Below are 20,181 nucleotides of genomic sequence, written 5' to 3'. Positions count from 1 at the left end.
ATTGTTACCTCCTTTCTTAGATAATGTTTTTATATCTCAAAATTATAATACTAATGTGGCGCCGATTCAATAATTTAATAAGTTAAAGTTAAAAATATTATAGGCTTTTTACTTTAAAGATGTTACAGCTAAAGGCATATTTTCAAATTTTAAAATAGAGACAAATATAAAAAAGAATAGGTAGCTCACATCTACCTATTCCTATATCCCACACATCCGTAACACTTGAAGTGTCCCCCTCTTTATCATTATACCTCTACCAGCAGAGAACAAAAATCATCACCTCGTAGGAATTGTTTCTTCTGAAATGACGATTATTTTTATTTTTCTTTTGTGCAATTTCATCCAATTATTAAAAAAGCTGTCATAAAGACAGCAAAATATTTCATCTATACAAAACAAATTATATCTTCACACCGCCAAACTTATACAAGACTGCTCCTTCTAAATTATCCCATTCACTTACAATTATCCTATCCTTATTAAATATTTCCATTAATGTAAGCAGAATCGCCGTTCCAGCAATTATTATATCGGCTCTTTCTGGCTGAAGACCAACTATTTTTTTTCTTTCTTCAAGCGAAACGGACATAAATCTATCTAAAATTCTCTTTATTTCCTCCCTCTCTAGAACATATCCGTGTACTTTTTCCTCTGAATAAACTTCTAACTGTTGTGATACTGCTGCTAAACTTGTAATAGTCCCTCCAATCCCAACAAGCCCATCAATTTCATTATACTTCCCTATTGTATTTATCAATGTATCTATCACGTAAAGCCTCATATCGTTGTATTCCTCTAAAGAGGGGGGATCGTTTTTTACAAATTCTTCGGTAAGTTTCACAGCACCTATACCAAAACTTTCTTTTATAAATTCATAACCTTTATAGGCTAATTCTGTGCTACCGCCCCCTATGTCAATAACCAGCGCTTTATCTAATTTTATCCCTTTGACAGCACCTATATACCCAAAGAGGCCTTCGGTATCACTATCCAGTATATCCAATGTTACATCAAACTTTGAAAAATTATCTAAAAATAATTCCTTGTTTTTGGCTTCCCTCATAGCAGAAGTAGCAAAAGCATAAATCTCATCTACACCTTCCTTCTCTGCCATTGATATAAATTCTCCTATTGTCTCCACAGTTCTCTGAACAGCACCAGGGTTTAGTCTACCCGTTTTTATTAATCCTTCTCCTAAACGGGTTATTTTTACATCTTTACGCAATCTAATTAAACTGCCATCTTCTACATCACATATCAGTTGCCTTACAGAATTTGTCCCAATATCTATCGCAGATACTCTCATAATAACCCCCAACTTATGAAAAATCTTCGGGAGGCCCCGAAGTTAGTATCCATTGCTTCTTCTATAACTTGTATTTCTTCTTTTTGAATCTAGATGTTTGCGTAATTGCTGCTGTCTCTCATCAGAATCTTTTAAAAACTTCAATAATTTCTCTTCAAAAGAACTGTTGTTGTTTCTACCGTTTTGCCCTGAAAAATCTCTTTGCTTAGGAGCATTTTGAGGCATTGCCTTCTTTATAGACAGGCTTATTTTACCATTTGGTTCCATGGATAATATTTTGACTTTGACCTTGTCATTCTCTTTTAAGAAATCTCTAATATCCCTAACATATGTGTTAGCAACCTCAGAAATGTGAACCAGTCCCGTTTTCCCCTCCGGCAATTTGATAAAAGCCCCAAAATCTGTGATGTTCAATACAGTTCCTTCGACGATATCCCCAACTTCAAATGGCATAAAAGTAAATATCCTCCCTCTCATGTTTTTGCTAATGGAATTATTATATATTAAAACACAAAATATTTCAACAGTTTTTTTGCTCCTTTATTTCTTCTCACCACCTCCTTTGTTAATATCTATGTATATTATCTCACCTTTTTTAACAAGCCCCAATTTTTCCCTCGCTATTTTTTCTATAAAATTATCGCTATTAACTTCCTCCAAAGTTTTTTTCAAATTATCATTCTCCTTAAGTACATCAGCCGCTTTAGCTTTCAACTCCTTGTATTTGCTATCTAATCTCATCAAAGTAAACTGCTGTCCTAAAAAGGTTACACCAAGATACAAGATAAAACCAAAGATCAGTAACTTCTTTAGTTTTTTCATCCCTATCTCCCTCTTTTCAAACGCCTTTATATATTAGTGTAATTCGACACATTTTTAAAAACTCCTCTATTTTTTCCCTTTGAAAATCTTAAAATATTTAAATTCCTCCTTGATAAGATTTTTTATGAAATCGAAAGGCCTTTTAAAAAAACATATTACAGCCACAAAAGGTTTAAATAAAATTTCTGCTGCAAATCTGAAAAAAAGTATTATACCAGTCATTATTTTAGTAAAAATTTCTGTAATAAAATCACTGAGCAAAAAGTAATAAAGCAAAAATCCCAATAAAAAGCCGAGAAAGTTGTAAAATCTCAAGTCTATGTAATTGCTCATATACAAGAAGTACAGTATGACACCTGTACTTATAAGCCAAAATATAATATCTACTGCTGTAACAAGTCCCCTTTTTAAACGAAGTATTTTCTGCACTACTCTAAAAAAATCGTATAAAGCACCCAGTATAAATCCCCCGTAGACCGTAACCAAAAAAGAATAAATTTGGCTTTGTATAGTAATTACCATTTACATCTCCTCCTTTTCCTGTTATATTATATTTATCCACAGCTACGACCATGAAAATTAAAAACAGGGGCGATGCGAAATGAAGACAGTTTATGTATGCGGTCACAAGAATCCAGATACTGATTCGATTTGCTCTGCTATAGCATATGCTCATTTAAAAAGAATAACAGAAGGAATAAATGCTATTCCCGTACGGCTAGGACCATTAAACAGAGAAACAAAATTTGTGCTGGACTATTTTGGTATAGAAGAACCTATCCTGATTGAAAATGTATATACCCAAGTCCAGGATATAAGATTTGACAGTCCTTTAGTATTCAGAGAAAATGCTTCCATGTTTGAAGCTTGGAACGCCATGATGGAAAAAAACATAAGGACACTTGCAGTAGTAGACGAGAACAACAAATTAGTGGGTATAGCAACAGTTGGAGACTTAGCAAAAGCCTATCTATCCTCTGCCCATGAGCTTTCAAGATACAAAATACCTGTAGAAAACCTGATTACCACCTTAAAAGGCGAGGTTTTGTTAAGATATTTAGACTATATAGAAGGAAACGTGCTCGTAGCCGCTATGTCAAAAGACAATGTTTTAAAAAGAATAAAACCAGGGGATACGCTTATAGTCGGCGATAGAGAAGACATTCAAGAACTTGCTATTGAAAGAGGCGTAAAGGCTCTTATAATAACTGGTAACAATTCCGTATCAGAAAAAATTATAGAGCTGGCAAAAAAGCATGAAGTAACTTTAATAAGAGTTGTCCCCGATACTTTTGATACAGTAAAACTTCTGAATCAAAGCATTCCCCTGTCTTATATCATAAAAAAAGAAGATATTGTAAGTTTTAGGCTCACTGACTACATCGACGATGTAAAAGAAGTCATGCTAAAATATAGATATCGCAATTTCCCAGTATTAGATGAAGAGGGAAGAGTAGTAGGTCTTTTAGGAAGAAGGCATATTTTAGATTACGAAAGAAAAAATGTGATTTTAGTCGACCACAATGAATTTTCTCAAGCAGTAGAAGGAATAGAGCAAGCAAGAATACTTGAGATCATAGACCACCATCGTCTAGGGACAATCGAAACAGACCAACCAATACTTTTCAGAAACCACCCTGTAGGATCTACAGCAACTATAATAAACAGGTTGTACGAAGAAAAGGGCTTGATACCCGAACCCAAAATAGCTGGAATAATGTGTGCAGCAATATTATCCGATACACTGGTCTTTAAATCTCCCACTTGCACCCCTGAAGATGTAAGAGCCGCAAAAAAACTCGCAGAGATAGCAGAAATAGATATAAACGAATTTGGAAATCAGATGTTCAAAGCAGGAACCTCATTGGAAGGGAAAACAGTAGAAGAAATTTTCTACACTGACTTTAAAGAATTCACCGTAAATAAATACAAAATAGGCATCGGACAGGTAAATACCTTAGCAGATCCAGGGGAACTCAAAAAAGACCTCATCTCCTTCATGGAAAAGGTAAGAAGTGATAAAGGATATGACATATTACTTCTTATGCTGACAGACATTATAAACGAAGGATCAGAAATCCTTTTTGTAGGAGAGAACAAAGAACTCCTCGAAAGGGCTTTTGATGTAAAGATACAAAACAACAGTTTCTATCTCCCCTATGTAATTTCTCGTAAAAAACAGGTACTTCCTCCTCTCGTAAAAGCGATAAACACGCATTAGTGTTTATCGCTTTTACAGAATATATCCTACTATATCTTTAAAATTCTCAAATCTATAAAACCCAATTCCTTTTTCCAAACAGTAATTTGCTAACACGTCTTTGGCAAAAACTTCATCAGCATATTCCACTACACAAAAATCAGAGTATCCATCTCCTACAAAAGCAACCCTGTACCCCTTTCTCTTGTACTTTTTTAAAATATTGAGCTTGCACATTCCACATTTATCGCATACTTCATCTTTATAAGGGAAAGCCACTTTTATTTTTCCATCTTCAAACCACATTTTGTTACTATAATAAGGCAGTGTTAAATTATATTTCTTAAACACGGCATCTATTATAAAATCGTATCCATCACTGACAATAAGTACTTCGCATCCTTTTTCCTTTGTTAATTTTAAAAATTCAGTAAAATATTCATCTATTTCTACATTTTGTACTATGAATTCTAAAAGCTCCTCTTGCGAAACCTGCATTAATTTTAAAATATTTACAGCGCACTCCTCTGTAGACATTTCTCCCTTTTCCCACAGTTCATTGTAGTACTGCCATCCTTCTTTTGCAAACTTATTTACCATCATATAGACAGTATCTTCTTTAGTGACAGTACCATCAAAGTCCACCAAAAAAATTTTTTTCATTCCTCCCTCTCCCTTCATCCTCCTAAAAGCCACTTCAAAAATTTTAACGAAAGGTCTTTATGTTGTGAATTAGAGAGAATGGCGATTATTTTGTCATGATAGTCGTAACCAAGTTTCTTAAGATATTTATTATCTGGATTAACATATATCCCATAAATACCCTTTTTAACTCCGTTGGTATCTTCTACTGCCTTCACAACCTTATACCTGTTAAGATTTAGACCTTCAAGCCTCCCATCAAGCTTTAAAAAAGCTCCCTGTACAGCCAACGCATCAAATGTCTTCTTATCAAGTATTATTACATCTATCTCTTTTGCTGCAATCCTAGCAATAAGTTTTTGCGTGGAAGCAGGATCTAATACAAGGTCTCCATGGTAATCTCTCATCAGCTTATAAAAATCCACCGAAGCCTCTTTTTTACCAGCATGGTCTCCTATGATTTCTTTTGTCACCTCATTAGAAAATTGACTTAACATATCAAAGTCTATTCTTTCGCCTATTAAAGCTATGTTTAGAATATATTCTTTTCTATTAATAAGACTTAAAGTAAACATAGTCAAAACATATATCAAAAGAAGCCCGATCACTATGTGGATTTTGTAATAATCCCATATATATTGAAGCTTTTCTTTTAAAGTCATGTCTTTGAACCAATTTCTTTTCTCTCCTTCCACATTCTTTCACTCCCTTATTTATCCTTACGTTTTCAGCTTTATTATATCAAGAAGAGGAAAAATAAAAAAGCCGCATTGCGCGACTCACCTGAACATTCTGCTTATAAACCCACCAGACTTTGAAACAATCCCCCCTTTTTCAGAATAATTTAGATTTACAATCTCCCCATCTAAGGATACTTGTCCTTCATCCAGATTGAGCTTATTGATATGAAGCCCTTGCCCCCTTACAGTCAAAATCCCCATCTCTGTCTCCATAATCACAGATTCTTCATCAAAGCTTATAACATTTAATACCCCAGTAATATTCATCTTCTCTCTATTTTCTATAGACACATTATGGGGTTTTATCCCTTTTGACACAAACCTTTTATCTTCCATAAAAATCCCCCTTTAATTTTTCCAGCTAGTATTATCTATGACTCTTGTACATTTTTTAGAACAAAAATTCTAATCCCATATTTTTACTATCTCTACACCTTTAAAATAATAATTCAAAATATCCTTCGCTTTTTTCCCTTCTTCAGCCATTTGATAGGCTCCCCACTGGGACATCCCTACGCCATGTCCAAATCCCTTCCCTTTAAAAAAAACTCTATTCCCGTCAAAACTTACCTCCTCTATAAAAGTGGACTTTAACCTTTCACTTCCTATAGCCATCCTGAAATCTGGCGCATTGACATGAGTCTTATCAAACATCAAAGTTACTACCCTACCGGAAGGCCCTCTCTTGGCTATTTTCACTTCTTTAAAATCATTCATACCCAACCCCATCTTCTTTAAGGCATTTAAAACTTCTCCTTTTGTAAAAGAAACTTCCCAATTTTTTATATCTCTTGGTGCCCTAGCACTTTCCTTTGATTTAACACTTACAATATATGGCGGTTCACTTTTTTTATAATTTAGTCCTTCCTTCGAAAGTGCCGTTTGACCACCGGAGTGGGAGTGAAACCAGGCATTTATAAAATCGCCATTGTACACTAAAACAACTCCTCTTGTCTCTTCAACAGCTTTTTTTATCCGTTCATTCACATTCACCGGATTCCAGGCCTGTGCCTCCTCAAAATCCGTAGATATATCTGCTCCTTTGTACTTGGACTTTTTAGTCTTAACAAAATTTAGCACATATGTCCTAGCTAAAATAGCCTGAGCTTTTATAGCTTCAATGGGCCAATCATTTTTTATCTCTCCTGCTACCGTGCCCTCAACATATTTTTCTAAAGGCATCTCTTCTATCCTACCTTTTTGAACCACATAGACCTTAAGAATAGGCTCTTTATTTTCACCCCTACTTATCTTGGCAGGTATCTTAGGCATTTCCATTTTAGGTTTTCTTATAGGTTCCGGTTTCTTCACAGGCTTCTTGCAAGCTGTAAGAGAAAAAATCAAACTCGCAACAAAAAAGAAAACCAGGATTTTTCTTAATTTTATCAAGCAAAATCCCTCCTTTTAATAATTAGTATTTGAGGGATTTTGTCAAATAATTCACTGTTCCAAAACTTTGTACATTTCAGAAGCCTCATCTTTTGAAACATGCTCTTTTAATTTTAAAACCTCTACTTTCACTACCTTATCTCCCAGATGCAGTTCCAAAATATCCCCTTCTTTCACCTGATCACTTCCTTTCGCCTGCTTGCCGTTTATAAAAACAAGCCCTTTATCACAGGCTTCTTTTGCTACCGTACGCCTTTTTATAAGTCTTGAAACCTTCAAAAATTTGTCTACTCTCAAGTTTTCCACCTCCTTAAAAGTAAGAAAATCAGGTCGAAACCGACCTGATTTTCTTTTAAGAGTTAACTAAATCCTTTAAAGCCTTACCAGCCTTGAATATAGGAGCCTTTGATGCAGGGATTGTTATTTCCTCTCTTGTCTGAGGATTTCTGCCTTTTCTCTCTGCTCTCTCCCTGACTTCAAAAGTCCCAAAACCTACCAACTGGACTTTGTCGCCATTCTTTAATGCTTCTTGAACTGCCTCGATAAAAGCGTTTAATGCTTTCTCAGCATCTTTCTTGGTAAGCTCACTTTTTTCAGCAATTTTCGCAACAAGTTCTGCCTTATTCACAATCAATACCCTCCTTCGTTATTTTAATTATTATACTTTTACTTTTTATTTATTCTTCACAAAATCGAAAAATCCTGCTAATTTAAGCTTATTTTTCATTTTTTTTATTGAAATTCTTTGTTTTAGCCTCGTTCCAAAGCACATCCATGTCAGTTAATGTCATATTTTCCAACTTCATGCCTTTTTTTGTAGCTTTCTCTTCTATATAGGAAAACCTTTCAATAAACTTTTCCACCGTCTGATGAGTAGCCTGCTCAGGGTCCACATCAAGAAATCGCGCAACATTAACTACCGCAAAAATTAAATCACCTACCTCTTCTTTTATCTTTTCCTTATTTCCTCCTTTATACACCTCCTTTAACTCTTCTAATTCTTCGTAGACCTTTAAAAAAGCATCCTCAACCCGATCCCAATCAAACCCCACCCTTGCAGCTTTCTCCTGCACTTTAAAACTTCTCATCAAAGCAGGCACATAACGCGGCACATCCCTCAAAACATCCGTATAAGAATTAAACTTCCTTTCTTCTTTTTTCTTTTCTTCCCACTTTAGTTTTTCCCACCTATCTAAAACCTCCTGCGAACTTCTTACCTTGTCTTCTCCAAAAACGTGGGGATGGCGCCAAATCATCTTTTTGCATATTCTATCTACAACTTCTCCAAAATCAAATGTTCCCCTTTCCGCCGCTATTTGAGAGTGGAAAACCACCTGCAAAAGAACATCTCCCAGCTCTTCCACCATTTTCTCTTCTTCCTCTTTTTCAATGGCATCAACTAGCTCATAGCTTTCTTCAATTAAGTACTTCTCTAAAGTCTTATGGGTCTGTTCCCTATCCCAAGGGCATCCATCCTTGGCCCTCAGAGCCTTCATTATATCCAAAAGGTCGTATATATCGTATTTTTCCTGAAAAAATCCCTTTGCAGGAGGAATGTACAGAGAAGTCAAATAATCAATCCAATCTAACCTGTCAATCTCGTATATAGGCACTTTTTCAATTTTTCGATCCCTCATTCCAGCGTTTTTTATAACCACCACTTCATGAGTATCTCCATAAACTTCTGACAGTTTCAATTTCACTTCTGATGCAACAAACTTATCATAAACCTGCAGCACTATATTGTGGCATCTCTTATCCGGCCTTTGCTCACTTAGAGAAAGGGCATCAATTATTTTTAATCCTTCTACAGGGTCAACTTTCAAATCGTTCAAAATCGCATCAATCGATGAAACCGCAGGAACCAGTTCTATTGATATATCGGCACATCCATCGCAAAAGTTTAATATGTACTCTACAGTTTTTTCACCCACATATGGATGTCCAGGAACTGCATAAACTACTTTTTGATATTTTTTTGCCTTTTCTACAACTTCTCGTGCTATATTCTCATACACTTCTTCAAAAGTCTCGTACTTTTCATAAAAACTATCAAAAGTTTCGAAAATAAAGCCCTTCTTTTCCAACTCTTTCACAACAGGATGCTTAGCGGTCCTCAAAAAAATCCGCTCAGCTTCTTCCAATTTCTTTAAAGCTCCTACTGTCAAATCGTCCATTGAACCTGATCCCAATCCTACTATAGCTAGTTTGCTCACAAATATCACCCCGAAAAAGTGTTTACGGATAATATTATATCACTTTCAGTATTTTTTATATAGTTAAATTTTTTCTTTTCTCCCCTGTTGAAAAAGTTGCCAAATTAAATTATAATATATTCTAGCACAATTTAAAGGAGTGTTCCATATGGATATGGCAGAATTAGGAAGAAGAATAAGAGAAGAAAGAAAGCGCCAATTCTTAAAACAAGGAGATTTATCAGGAGGAGAATTTTCAAAAGGGTACATAAGTCTTATTGAAAAAGGAAAAATTAGCCCTTCCCTCAAAGCCTTAAGTTACATTGCAGAAAGATTAAATAAACCTATAACATACTTTTTAGATGACGATTATGTAGAAAAAGAAGAACTAAAAAAAGAACTTGAAAAATACAAGACAATACTTGAAAAATTCCTCACTGCTGAGCGCTTTTTTGACAATAAAAACTACGAGGAAGCGATTAAATTATACCTTGAAATTTTAGAAAATTCAATAGACGAGTATTCCACAAACATAATAAATTTTCACCTTGCGAAATGTTACATAGAAACCAAAAACTACTCAAAAGCGCTCGAGGTTGTAGATAAAATCTTGCCCTATTTTGAAAAGAAAATAAACGACAGCATTTTAGTAGAACTATACCACATAAAGGCCTTAAGTCTCGGAAATCTTCAAAACTTTCAGTCTTCTCTTGAAAACTATTTAAAGGCTTTGGAAACTCATGAAAAATACTCTTCCAAAAATCTTCACCTAAAGGCACGCATACTTTATAGTATTGCAAATCTTTACAGCAAAATGGGAGAATTCATAAAAGCTAGAGATTACTATATGAAATGCCTGGAATACGCAACCCAAATTGAAGCCGTGGATTTTATAGCTCTTGCAACCAACGGATTGGGCCTTGTAAACCATGAACTAAAACAGTATAAAGACGCCATAAAATATATAAGACGAGCGATACTCATAAGCAAAACCCTCAACATAAAAGCAGACATAGCCAATGAATACAACTACCTGGGATTTGTATATACAGACCTTAAAAGATACGACATTGCAGAAAAATACTTTACAAAGAGCTACTCCCTTTATAAAGAGCTGGAAAACGAAAGAGGAATGGCATATAATTTAACAGAAATCGGAAGAATATATTATTTAAGGGAAGACTTCGACAAAGCCTTAGAATATCTAAATAGGTCTTTAGAAATAGTCACAAGACTGGGGGAAGAAGAAGAAATTGGAAGAATTTATACCATACTCGGCAGCTTACATTTAAAACAAGGCAATTTTGAACTTAGTGAAGAGGAACTCTTAAAATCCGCAGAAATACTTTCAAGATTAGGTCTTAAAAAAGACCTTTCAGAAGCATATAAGGGGTTGGGCAATCTTTACATAGCCCTCAACAAACCAGAAGAGGCTAAAAAGTACTTCAACTTATCCATAGAGCTTTTGTATGAGAATTACTGAAGCTTTCCCTGCTTTAGAACATAGAAACTTTCGCCTCTTCTGGTTAGGTCAAATGGTGTCTTTAATAGGCACCTGGATGCAAAACATAGGACAGGGTTGGTTAGTCCTTAAACTAACAAACTCTTCTTTTTTACTAGGACTTATAAGTGCTGTACAATTTTTACCCATGATGCTTTTTTCTCTTTTTGCCGGCGTAATAGTAGACAGATTCCCAAAGAGAAAACTGATACTCTTTACTCAGTCAAGCTTTGCAGTTACATCTTTTATTTTAGCAACCCTCACGGCTTTAAAACTTATAAATTATTGGCAAATAATGATTCTGGCTCTTATAAACGGATTTCTAAACACAATAGACGTTCCGGCACGCCAATCTTTTATAATTGACCTTGTAGGCAAAAAAGACCTCATGAACGCAATAGCACTAAATTCTGCAGTATTTAACGCAGCAAGAATAGTAGGTCCTGCAATAGCAGGAATATTAATAGGAAAACTTGGTTATGCTGTTTGCTTCTATCTAAATTCCGCAAGTTTTATAGCAGTTATATTAGGGCTTTTATTCATAACTGTAGAAGGAATCACACCAAAATTAACAAATGTAAAAACAAAAATAATCGAAGATTTAAAAGATGGAATTATATACATAAAAAATACTCCTATAATACTTCACACGATTTTAATGATAGCCATTTTAAGCACTTTTTCTATGAATTTTAATGTTTTGGTACCGGTTTTCACCAAAAATGTACTCCATAGAGAAGCAACCGGCTATGGCCTCTTGATGTCAGCAATGGGAATAGGAGCCCTGTTAGGAGCACTAACTTTGGCTTCAATAAGCGAAAGAGGTGTAAAACCCGTCTATCTTTTCGGAGGGGGAATAGGACTGGGAATTTTTCAAATACTCATAGGCATCCAGAGTAGCTATGCATTAACTGCTCTTTTTCTTGCTCTATCTGGCTGGTTCATGATCACCTTCAGTTCCTCTGCCAATACTACAATACAAATAAATTCTTTAGACGAATTTAGAGGAAGAGTAATGAGTGTATACTCTTTAGTATTCGGTGGTGTAACTCCTATAGGCTCTCTGTATGCTGGGAGTCTGGCGCAAAGATTCGGTTCTCATATAACTTTTATAGTGAGCGGTGCAATAGCTATTGCTTACTCTGCATATGTTCTTTCAAAATTTAGAAAAATCTTCTCCACTTAATCCTCCTCTTCCTCGTATACTTTTTTTGCTGATTTAAAAATCTCGATTGCCCTGGGTAAAAGGCCATTTACATACGCTATAAGTATACCGTAATTAACAATGGGTACACCCTTCTCCTTTGCATAAGAAATTCTGTACATCATCTCTCTTCTATTAAGCATACAAGCACCACAGTGAACTACAAGGCTGTATGTGTTTAAGTCCTCTGGAAAAGTCATTCCGCTTGACCAATTAAATTTCAATTCCTTCCCAGTCTTTTCTCTTAACCATCTAGGTATTTTTACCGTCCCTATATCATCTTCCTGCCTGTGATGAGTACAGCCTTCTGCAATTAAAACTTTATCTCCATCCTTTAATCTTTCAATGGCCTTAACACCTCTTACCAGCTCCTCCAAATCGCCTTTGTAGCGAGCAAAGAGTATGGAAAAAGAAGTAAGAGGTACGTCTCGAGGAACAATTTCTGCTACTTTTTTGAAAACCTGAGAATCCGTTATAACCAAAGAAGGTCTAACTTTTAATTTATCAAAGGTCTCTTTTAACTCTGTATCTTTTACAACAACTGCAACTGCACCATTATCCAGTATATCTCTTATCGTTTGTTGTTGAGGTAATATAAGCCTTCCTTTCGGGGCAGCTTTATCAATTGGTACTACAAGAATCACCAAATCTCCCTTTTTTATTAAATCCCCTACAAGCCTTATACTCTCGTCCTGAGGAGCCTTTTTAATAATCTCAAGCTTCAGTTCCTCAATCCCCTCTTTTTTGACTGCAGAAACTTCGATCAACCTTATACCCAATCTTTTTTCCCAGTCTTTTTTTTGTAATTGTGAATAATTTGACAAATCTTTTTTGTTAATTACCCCTACTACAGGAATTCCTTTGGCTCTTACAATCTTTAAAAAATCTTCTTCAACCTGTGTAACCCCTTCTTCTCCATTTATAACCAATATCGCAAGGTCTGTCCTTTGTAAAACCTCGTAGGTCTTTTTTACCCTTAACTCTCCAAGAAACCCTTCATCGTCTAGCCCTGCCGTATCGATTATGACTACAGGCCCTATTGGAAGAATTTCCATGGCTTTTGATACAGGATCGGTAGTAGTTCCCGCCACCTCTGACACAATAGCTATTTCCTGATTTGTCAAAGCGTTTATAAGGCTTGATTTACCTGCATTTCTCCTTCCAAAAATCCCAATGTGAAGCCTTGAAGCAGTAGGTGTTGTGTTCATAGTTAATTCTCCTTTCAAAAAGCCTCGCTTCACTATAATTAATATTACACGGCAAAAAGTTTGTCAATAATTTGTCTAACTTTATTTAAACTTTTTTGCCTCCTCTAACTCCTTCTCCGATATGGAATAATTCCTAAAGACTATTAAGCTCAAAAGTATCAACACCCCCGCTAAAGGTCCACAAAGCATTAATCCTAAAGGATTTTCTGAACTATACCCGAAGAGTTTAAAAAGAAGAGGTGTAACAAGTGAGGAAATCCCCATTACTACCTTTACCACAAACCCTTGCGCCCCAAAAAACATACCTTCTCTTCTCTGACCAACTTTAATGCCATCTAATTCCGCTATGTCTGCGATCATAGCATTAGGTATCACAAAAAACACAGAAAGAGGGATCCCTGCAAGCAAAATTATTACAATAGACAAAGTCCTGTTAAAAACCGTACCAAAAAGACCTGTAAGCCCCAGTATAAATGCAAAAAATATCGAAAATATTATAAACACCTTCTTTTTCCCATATGCAAGGCTTAGCTTTGGCACAAAAAAACTGAAAAAAACAGCTACCACAAAGGCTCCCGCAATCATAAATCCGGAATTTTCAGCAGGAATTCTAAGAAGAACTTCCGTAATATAAGGCATAGCAATTGTAAGGGTATTAAGCCCAAACCACAATGCTGTGATGGCAGTCAAGTAATAGATGAAGTCTTTATTTGAAAAAGTCATCTTTATAGAAGCAAACATCGAGACTGTCGGCATATCTTCCTCTTTTACTGGTTCTTCCTTCACAAAAAGAGGGGTCAGCATAAGCGTCACAAAGGCGAAACTGCCCAGTATGATTCCCATCACCTTAAAATTGAAAATTCCAATCAAAATTCCGGAACCAGCTTCTGCTATCATAACACCCAAAATCTGGGTTATCCCCTGCATCATCGTAAGAGTTATCCTCTCCCCTGCGTTTTTTGTTACCTCAGGAATAAGGGCAAGGTAAGGTGCTACTACCGCTGTAAAAGCTACAAAAAACAAACTAAGAACAAATGTCAAATAGATAAAATTCAATATAGATTCGTGCTCTATAGGAGGAAACCATATCATTATAAATGCCAAAAACAAAACAGGACTTCCAAATAAGACAAAGGGAATCCTCCTTCCCCATCTTGACCTTAGCTTATCCGAATAATAAGCCACTATTGGATCAGAAATCCCATCAAAAATTCGAGCAACTATCATGGAAAAGCCTATAAGGCCTATAGGCACAAGAATTTTAAGCCCCTGAGTGTTGAAAGCAGGAGGAGTATAATAATATTGATACCATTTCACCGCCGTCTGGGTGAAAATTGATATTCCCATATAACCCAAAGAATACATAAAAAGCATGTAAAATCTTTTTTCTTTCATCCTCTTTCTCCTTCCAATAAAGGTTTATACACTTTTTCGTAATAATCCCTTTCAAAGACGTCATTTCTATCTCCGAAATACTCCGCTTTTTCCCTCGCATAATGAAGTTTTGCTATATCAAGGTCGGCTGTTACCAAAAAATCGCCTTCATAGTGGGGAGACACCGCCAAAACTCCATCCTCATTTTCAGTTATATCTATTGGAGCAAAAATCCCGGCTCTGCCCGTAAAATGAATACCACCTATCCACCCGTTCAAAGAAGCTTTTGCTCCATACACATAAGACTCCTGAACCCTTGGCCATATGCCCCTTAATGCCCTCCAAAAATTATACTCCTCATTGTTAGCTATTGGCAAAAGAACTATATCGGTCCCCATTTCATATGCTATCCTGAAAGTTTCAAAATATGTTGCATCCATGCATACAGGGCAAGCCACTTTCCCTATATCAAGCGAAAATACCTTAAGTTCATCGCCTCTCTCAAACCCTATCTTCTCCTCAAAATCAGTGAGGTGAATCTTCTTCTGCCTTCCTAAAATTTCTCCTTCCCTCGATATCAATGCTCCGCCGTTGTAAAGCTTGCCATCTTCATTTATTATGTAACTTCCAGTATAAATGTAAACCCCGTATTTTTTTGCAAGTCCCTTCATTAATTCCTCAAAAGCCTTCATATAGGGTTTCGATATTTCTTTGAATAAATACTTTAATACTCCTTCTCCACCGCCTTTATCATCGTTTATTCCCTTTTTCTCCTTTGAAAGGGAATTTAAGAGGTCATTCATCTTTCTAAATCCGGGAATCAAACCAAATAAGTCAAAAAAGTTGTATTCGGGAAAGACCACTATATCGCTTTCCCTCAAGGCAGCTTCTTCTACAAAAGCCTTTATCCTCTTTGCATATTCTTCAAAAGAAGTCTCGATTTTTATTTCCCTCTGTACACATGAAACCCTGACCTTATCCGAATGTTCCTTCTCCTTCTTTATCTCATTTACACTAAAGAGATAGTTTCTCACTTTTTTTACAGACATCTTTATTTGAAAAACATATCTTAACATGGACATCACCCAAAAATATTTTTATAAGCCTTTGGATTTAGTTGTCTTAAAACATCAAATTTTAAAATCGCTTTCTGTCTTTTATCCTCCAAAATTTCTGCCCATATGAGGCTCCCTTCTGCTCCCTCTTTCACTAAAAAACCATTTTCTTCAGGAGTCATCTCTAACGGAGCATGAATTGCAGACTCGGAAAAAAATTCTATCCCTTCAAACTTACCTTTGAAGCCACTTTCCACTGCAAAAAACAGGTTTTGCTGTACATTTTGCCATACACCAGCTATCTGCCTTGCAAAATTTCTATTCCCTTTAATTGCCATAGGTGCAAGTACGAGGTTAACCCTTTTTAAAGCAGCATATCTCGGTACTTGTGGATAAAACCAGTCTGTCGGAAGAATTATAGAAATCTTAAAGCCTTTTATCTCAGCCATTTCAAGGTCAGTCCCCCTTGAAAGGCCGTAAAACTTCTCCCATTTTGAAAGGTACAGTTGCCGTTGAAAAAGCATTATATTCCCTTCCATCACCAAAAAAGAAGAGTGAAAAATCCCATCATCTTCCCTCTCAAAAAAACTTCCAGGGCATATGGCAATACTCTTATATTTTAAAGAAAGGTCTTTTATTATCTCAACAAAATCTCCTCTGAAATGCCCTACTTCCCCCAGAAGAGCAGGGAAAACCGCAATATCAATTTTTTGCAAACAGCACTCCCCTATTACATCCTCATACCAGCAAATCCAGTCTTTCTGAGATTTCAGCTTGTAAACCACATCTTTTTTCAAAACTACAGAGGCAACCTTCATAAAATTCACTCCTCAAAAAGCACTTTGTAAAGAGCCATTGCAAGATACCCTGCTCCTGTAGCAAAGCCAACTCCGGTCTTCGCTTCTCCTGTGTCTTTGTCAACGCTCTCCGCTAAAAGCCCATAATCCATATTAGCCATCTTAAGCCAGCCTAAAGCCTCTTCCCTCTTCAAAGGATTTAGTAGACTTCCACAAAGACCTAAACCTGACGGAGTATTCGGATGATGGTCACAGGCTAATTCTTTTATCTTCGCATCTTTAAAGTAATACTTGTATTTCGGCGAATAATAGTAATCAATCGTATTCTTAAATATCTCATCCTGACAATCAACAAAACCGTAATAATACATAAGCCCCAGATTGCCTGGCGGGTCATTGTAAAGCCTATAGTTTCCCTTCCCATCAGAAGACCAGGCAAATATCTTCTTCCCTTCTACTTCTACCACCAAGTATTCGTATATTCCTTTTTCTATCCCCTTTATCTTCTTTTCAATTTCTTCTGCTTTTTTGTACCAGTTAAGCTTTACATAAAGCTCTTTTAAATTGATAAGCCCTCTTAAGAGTATTACATTGTCTATTGTAACAAAAGGATATTCTGAAGGATCGTCTGAAGGCAGTAGAAAAGTTTTATAAAGCCCTGTTTTGGGGTCATATTCTTCCTCAATCCTTCTATACACCATCTCCAATGCGTTTATAAGCTCCAAATCATCCAGATCTACATCCATCTCCTTGAGCAGTATAAAATAGCTAGCCGCCTCATCTAATTCAAATCCCGGGTAAAGCACTGTGCCGTCTATGTAATGAGCATGGTCTCCAGCATTTTTGCTGTGCCTTAGTATCATCTCCCTCGCAATAAGATTGTGAAACTCCCTGTCAACAAGCTTTATTGCTGGAAAAGACCATAAAAAGCTGTCTCTTTCCCAAAAAGCGCCTGAAACGTAATACCTGGGACTCCTTGATGTTAAAGCCACATAGCTATCTGATTCCATGTCTTTGCCTACTGCAAAAAAGTAGTTGAAAAATAGGTTCTTGTTAAGTAATCTCTCCAGATATTCATCTTGGGAATACTTTATGTATTTTTTCTCAAGCCATCTGTAAACTTCTTCGTATATCCTTTCAAAACCTTTTCTTTTGAGATGAATCAAAGTGGTAGAAGCTCCATCCATATCAGAATTTACCGCTATATAAAAGCAGTTTTTGCCATTAAGTTTTAGCCTCAAGGTAATATCTCTTTCCCCTTCAACGTAGTCAAACTCCTTTTCTCCCCCAAATGCAAGAGAAAAGGCCACATTATAAGAATAAAGGTTTAAAGCAGGGTTTTTAAGCCATTTGTCAATTTTAAACTCCTTTTTAAAATCAATCTCATGGGAATTAAAACGCAAAAAGCTTAATTTGTCAGGATGAACTATTAAGCTAACTTCCATTTCTTCAGAACTTTCAAATTCGTAGATAAAGCCTTTTTCTTTAAGGTCAGCGTAAATTTTTATTAAAACACTACTCCCATCTGAGAGATATAATTTGATAGAAGGAATGTAGTAAAATATCTCTTCTATCTCACTTTTTACTATTTCAAGCTTTTTGTCCTTTTTGTAAAAACGGGGTTCAAACAAAGCTTTTTCTCCAGAAAGTTCAACAAGCCCTTTATTTGAAAGAGAAATTATGTTAAGGCTCTTTATCGACCCATCTTCGTATATTTCAGGAAGACTCACATAATGATTACCTGAATAAAAAACCCTTTCATTTTTATCAATCTCTTTAGGCCTTGTTATAATCTTTTCCATAAGTATCCCCCTTTTTTTCCTATCATTTTAATTGTACTATTTTTTCTAAAAAAGGTAAATAAAAATAAAGCACACCCCAAGGGTGTACCCAAACATAGAGCTCTGTCTCTAACCACAATTTACTGCTTTATAAACACCAAAAAAGCTAGTTTAAATAAATTATTCAAATTCTTTCATCGCCTCATCAACCGTTTTCCCCTCTATGGTTATGCTGTAGATAGCATTGCACATCTTTACAGCATCCTTTAAAGACTTCTGATGTATATTCCTACCTGTAGCATTTCCTGACGCACCACTTATATGTATTTGATAGTATAATCTTTGCAAAAAGCTTTTAACATCGATGCTTGGTCCACCCGAACATACTACTTTAGTTCTCCCGGCAGCCATAACAGCTTCCTTGAAAAGTAATGAAGCTTCTTTATCATCTTTGCCCCTTGGAAAATTAACCTTAACAAAATCGGTCCCCAAAGCCGCAGCAATTCCTGTCGCTCCTGCAATAAGATGAGGATCTAGCTCATCCTCTACAGAAACACCTCTTGGATACGCCCAAATCACAGTAACCAGTCCATTCTTGTGAGCTTCATACACAATCTGAGCCGCCTGCCTTAGCATTACACCTTCATATTTACTCCCGGGATATATGGTATATCCAACCCCAACAATTTTAAGACCGCTTTCTTCCTTAAATTCTACTACTTGCTCTACATCTATCCATTGATTACTGAAAGGATCCATTTCATCTTCTTTTATAATATCCGTTTTAGAATTTAACTTTACAAGATAGGGAACATCACTATAATCCATGCCATAACGAGAAATTAACCCCAGTTGTGTTGCAAATACTCCAATTTTGCCCATACTCGCTATCTTAAATAAGTGTTCGGGGTCCGCATCATCTGGTGAAATGCCATCACCATAAAAATCTTTATTTAAATGTTCTACTTTTTGATCTCCTGCAAAAAGCATTAATCTACCGCTTCCCTTTGTCATCTCAGCATAATTATTCAAATATTCGTCATGCTTAGACTTAGGGACATCCGCCGGAATCTTAATATTTTCACTCATCTTTTTATTCCTTTCTCATTTATTTTGCTTTGCCCTGCTCCGCAACCTCTTTTTGCTTTCTCTTAAGTTCCTCCTCATCGGCTAAATAATAGTGCCTTATAGGCTTTAAGTTCTCATCTAACTCATAAACCAGAGGAATACCTGTAGGAATATTTAGCTCCATTATTTCCTCATTAGAAAGATTGTCCAGATACTTCACAAGGCCTCTTAAACTGTTCCCATGAGCTGCTATTATCACTCTCTTGCCAGACTTTATAGTCGGTGCAATTGTGGACTCCCAGTAGGGAATAACTCTATTTATAGTGTCTATCAAATTCTCTGTGAGAGGAATCTCATCCTCAGAAAGGTCGGCATACCTCGGGTCATTGCCGGGATATCTCGGGTCATCCTTAGTCAAAGCAGGAGGTCTAACCTCTGCAGACCTTCTCCAGAGCTTCACTTGCTCCTCACCATATTTTTGAGCGGTTTCTGCCTTATTAAGCCCCTGAAGGGCTCCATAATGCCTCTCATTCAAACGCCATGACTTGTAAACTGGTATCCACATGAGGTCCAGCTCATCCAAAACTATCCACAAAGTTCTTATAGCCCTTTTTAAAACCGAGGTAAATGCCACATCAAAAGTAAATCCCTTCTCTTTCAAAATCTTTCCTGCCTGTTTTGCCTCTTCAATTCCTTTCGGCGAAAGGTCTACATCTGTCCACCCCGTAAACCTGTTTTCCATATTCCATATACTTTCTCCATGACGAAGTAAAACTACTTTGTACATGCTACACCACCTTCTTATGCTTAAATTTATCTAAAGGCTATTTTTATTATACCTCAATGAATAAATAAACACAACAAAAAGCTCTTACACCATTTCCCTGAAAAGGTTT

Annotated in this window: 21 protein-coding genes; 3 read left to right on the top strand and 18 right to left on the bottom strand. The window is 36.1% G+C overall.

The genetic code is table 11. The annotated features are described in order from the left end of the window. Positions 1-403: 403 nt before the first annotated feature. From ACPLVE_RS09355 to yabQ, 4 genes are all read right to left on the bottom strand, one after another. Positions 404-1,309 (bottom strand): Ppx/GppA phosphatase family protein, encoded by a 906-nt coding sequence (locus ACPLVE_RS09355; protein ID WP_424611288.1) that lies wholly within the window; start codon positions 1,307-1,309, stop codon positions 404-406. A gap of 42 nt (positions 1,310-1,351) precedes the next feature. Next, entirely contained in the window at positions 1,352-1,762 is a 411-nt protein-coding gene (locus ACPLVE_RS09350) for a S1 domain-containing RNA-binding protein (protein WP_424611287.1), read from the bottom strand. Between the two features lie 87 nt (positions 1,763-1,849). After that, a complete protein-coding gene (locus ACPLVE_RS09345; RefSeq protein WP_424611286.1) occupies positions 1,850-2,131 on the bottom strand; it encodes an FtsB family cell division protein in 282 nt (93 codons plus the stop codon). Positions 2,132-2,197: 66 nt separating this feature from the next. Then, positions 2,198-2,653 (bottom strand): spore cortex biosynthesis protein YabQ, encoded by a 456-nt coding sequence (gene yabQ / locus ACPLVE_RS09340; RefSeq protein ID WP_424611285.1) that lies wholly within the window; start codon positions 2,651-2,653, stop codon positions 2,198-2,200. A gap of 79 nt (positions 2,654-2,732) precedes the next feature. Here yabQ and ACPLVE_RS09335 point away from each other — a divergent pair, with 79 nt between their 5' ends. Continuing rightward, complete coding sequence (locus ACPLVE_RS09335; protein ID WP_424611284.1) at positions 2,733-4,352, top strand: putative manganese-dependent inorganic diphosphatase; 1,620 nt, start codon at positions 2,733-2,735, stop codon at positions 4,350-4,352. A gap of 12 nt (positions 4,353-4,364) precedes the next feature. Here ACPLVE_RS09335 and ACPLVE_RS09330 read toward each other — a convergent pair whose 3' ends face one another. The 7 genes from ACPLVE_RS09330 to mazG all read right to left on the bottom strand — a co-directional run bounded on the left by ACPLVE_RS09330 (position 4,365) and on the right by mazG (position 9,318). Beyond that, positions 4,365-4,994 carry an MtnX-like HAD-IB family phosphatase gene (locus tag ACPLVE_RS09330; RefSeq protein ID WP_424611283.1) on the bottom strand — a complete coding sequence of 210 codons (630 nt, stop codon included), beginning with the start codon at positions 4,992-4,994 and terminating at the stop codon, positions 4,365-4,367. 14 nt (positions 4,995-5,008) lie between these two features. Beyond that, positions 5,009-5,668 (bottom strand): ABC transporter substrate-binding protein, encoded by a 660-nt coding sequence (locus ACPLVE_RS09325; protein ID WP_424611282.1) that lies wholly within the window; start codon positions 5,666-5,668, stop codon positions 5,009-5,011. Positions 5,669-5,752: 84 nt separating this feature from the next. Beyond that, positions 5,753-6,049: a sporulation protein YabP gene (yabP, locus tag ACPLVE_RS09320; RefSeq protein ID WP_424611281.1), complete on the bottom strand. Its 297-nt coding sequence runs from the start codon at positions 6,047-6,049 to the stop codon at positions 5,753-5,755. Between the two features lie 69 nt (positions 6,050-6,118). Further along, positions 6,119-7,102, bottom strand: a complete 984-nt coding sequence (locus tag ACPLVE_RS09315) for a SpoIID/LytB domain-containing protein (RefSeq protein ID WP_424611280.1) — start codon at positions 7,100-7,102, stop codon at positions 6,119-6,121. A gap of 51 nt (positions 7,103-7,153) precedes the next feature. Continuing rightward, positions 7,154-7,399: an RNA-binding S4 domain-containing protein gene (locus ACPLVE_RS09310; protein WP_424611279.1), complete on the bottom strand. Its 246-nt coding sequence runs from the start codon at positions 7,397-7,399 to the stop codon at positions 7,154-7,156. A gap of 55 nt (positions 7,400-7,454) precedes the next feature. Continuing rightward, positions 7,455-7,730: an HU family DNA-binding protein gene (locus tag ACPLVE_RS09305; protein ID WP_011026476.1), complete on the bottom strand. Its 276-nt coding sequence runs from the start codon at positions 7,728-7,730 to the stop codon at positions 7,455-7,457. A gap of 88 nt (positions 7,731-7,818) precedes the next feature. Next, positions 7,819-9,318 carry a nucleoside triphosphate pyrophosphohydrolase gene (mazG, locus tag ACPLVE_RS09300; protein ID WP_424611278.1) on the bottom strand — a complete coding sequence of 500 codons (1,500 nt, stop codon included), beginning with the start codon at positions 9,316-9,318 and terminating at the stop codon, positions 7,819-7,821. Positions 9,319-9,466: 148 nt separating this feature from the next. Here mazG and ACPLVE_RS09295 point away from each other — a divergent pair, with 148 nt between their 5' ends. Both ACPLVE_RS09295 and ACPLVE_RS09290 read left to right on the top strand, forming a co-directional pair. After that, positions 9,467-10,780 (top strand): tetratricopeptide repeat protein, encoded by a 1,314-nt coding sequence (locus ACPLVE_RS09295; protein ID WP_424611277.1) that lies wholly within the window; start codon positions 9,467-9,469, stop codon positions 10,778-10,780. Next, positions 10,767-11,984 carry an MFS transporter gene (locus tag ACPLVE_RS09290; RefSeq protein WP_424611276.1) on the top strand — a complete coding sequence of 406 codons (1,218 nt, stop codon included), beginning with the start codon at positions 10,767-10,769 and terminating at the stop codon, positions 11,982-11,984. Before ACPLVE_RS09295 ends, ACPLVE_RS09290 begins: the two co-directional genes overlap by 14 nt. On the opposite strand, the gene hydF is transcribed toward ACPLVE_RS09290, so the two are convergent. The 7 genes from hydF to gpmA form a co-directional block, all read right to left on the bottom strand. Next, the gene (hydF, locus tag ACPLVE_RS09285) at positions 11,981-13,210 is read right to left on the bottom strand and encodes a [FeFe] hydrogenase H-cluster maturation GTPase HydF (protein WP_424611275.1); all 1,230 of its coding nucleotides are present in this window, start codon (positions 13,208-13,210) and stop codon (positions 11,981-11,983) included. The genes ACPLVE_RS09290 and hydF overlap by 4 nt on opposite strands. Positions 13,211-13,291: 81 nt before the next feature. Next, positions 13,292-14,605: an MFS transporter gene (locus ACPLVE_RS09280; protein WP_424611274.1), complete on the bottom strand. Its 1,314-nt coding sequence runs from the start codon at positions 14,603-14,605 to the stop codon at positions 13,292-13,294. After that, positions 14,602-15,669, bottom strand: a complete 1,068-nt coding sequence (locus ACPLVE_RS09275) for a nitrilase-related carbon-nitrogen hydrolase (protein WP_424611273.1) — start codon at positions 15,667-15,669, stop codon at positions 14,602-14,604. The genes ACPLVE_RS09280 and ACPLVE_RS09275 overlap by 4 nt, the downstream gene beginning before the upstream one ends. Further along, a complete protein-coding gene (locus ACPLVE_RS09270) occupies positions 15,666-16,457 on the bottom strand; it encodes a carbon-nitrogen hydrolase family protein (RefSeq protein WP_424611272.1) in 792 nt (263 codons plus the stop codon). The genes ACPLVE_RS09275 and ACPLVE_RS09270 overlap by 4 nt, the downstream gene beginning before the upstream one ends. Positions 16,458-16,462: 5 nt before the next feature. Next, entirely contained in the window at positions 16,463-18,238 is a 1,776-nt protein-coding gene (locus ACPLVE_RS09265; protein WP_424611271.1) for a glycoside hydrolase family 125 protein, read from the bottom strand. A gap of 159 nt (positions 18,239-18,397) precedes the next feature. After that, complete coding sequence (locus ACPLVE_RS09260; protein WP_424611270.1) at positions 18,398-19,306, bottom strand: aldolase; 909 nt, start codon at positions 19,304-19,306, stop codon at positions 18,398-18,400. Between the two features lie 19 nt (positions 19,307-19,325). Further along, positions 19,326-20,072, bottom strand: coding sequence for a 2,3-diphosphoglycerate-dependent phosphoglycerate mutase (gene gpmA, locus ACPLVE_RS09255; RefSeq protein ID WP_424611269.1), 747 nt, complete (start codon positions 20,070-20,072; stop codon positions 19,326-19,328). Positions 20,073-20,181 lie beyond the last annotated feature (109 nt).

This window comes from Caldanaerobacter sp. (genome assembly GCF_049701115.1).
Taxonomy (GTDB): Bacteria; Bacillota; Thermoanaerobacteria; order Thermoanaerobacterales; family Thermoanaerobacteraceae; genus Thermoanaerobacter.
The sequence above is the reverse complement of the archived record's forward strand: the minus strand, read 5'-3'. Positions and strand labels throughout refer to the sequence as shown.

Coding starts and splice junctions, on each gene's coding strand:
- ACPLVE_RS09290 (WP_424611276.1), top strand. CDS start 10,767: ATGAGAATTACTGAAGCTTTCCCTGCTTTAGAACATAGAAACTTTCGC.
- yabP (WP_424611281.1), bottom strand. CDS start 6,049: ATGGAAGATAAAAGGTTTGTGTCAAAAGGGATAAAACCCCATAATGTG.
- ACPLVE_RS09260 (WP_424611270.1), bottom strand. CDS start 19,306: ATGAGTGAAAATATTAAGATTCCGGCGGATGTCCCTAAGTCTAAGCAT.
- ACPLVE_RS09350 (WP_424611287.1), bottom strand. CDS start 1,762: ATGCCATTTGAAGTTGGGGATATCGTCGAAGGAACTGTATTGAACATC.
- ACPLVE_RS09280 (WP_424611274.1), bottom strand. CDS start 14,605: ATGAAAGAAAAAAGATTTTACATGCTTTTTATGTATTCTTTGGGTTAT.
- ACPLVE_RS09265 (WP_424611271.1), bottom strand. CDS start 18,238: ATGGAAAAGATTATAACAAGGCCTAAAGAGATTGATAAAAATGAAAGG.
- ACPLVE_RS09270 (WP_424611272.1), bottom strand. CDS start 16,457: ATGAAGGTTGCCTCTGTAGTTTTGAAAAAAGATGTGGTTTACAAGCTG.
- ACPLVE_RS09335 (WP_424611284.1), top strand. CDS start 2,733: ATGAAGACAGTTTATGTATGCGGTCACAAGAATCCAGATACTGATTCG.
- hydF (WP_424611275.1), bottom strand. CDS start 13,210: ATGAACACAACACCTACTGCTTCAAGGCTTCACATTGGGATTTTTGGA.
- yabQ (WP_424611285.1), bottom strand. CDS start 2,653: ATGGTAATTACTATACAAAGCCAAATTTATTCTTTTTTGGTTACGGTC.
- ACPLVE_RS09345 (WP_424611286.1), bottom strand. CDS start 2,131: ATGAAAAAACTAAAGAAGTTACTGATCTTTGGTTTTATCTTGTATCTT.
- gpmA (WP_424611269.1), bottom strand. CDS start 20,072: ATGTACAAAGTAGTTTTACTTCGTCATGGAGAAAGTATATGGAATATG.
- ACPLVE_RS09330 (WP_424611283.1), bottom strand. CDS start 4,994: ATGAAAAAAATTTTTTTGGTGGACTTTGATGGTACTGTCACTAAAGAA.
- ACPLVE_RS09295 (WP_424611277.1), top strand. CDS start 9,467: ATGGATATGGCAGAATTAGGAAGAAGAATAAGAGAAGAAAGAAAGCGC.
- ACPLVE_RS09355 (WP_424611288.1), bottom strand. CDS start 1,309: ATGAGAGTATCTGCGATAGATATTGGGACAAATTCTGTAAGGCAACTG.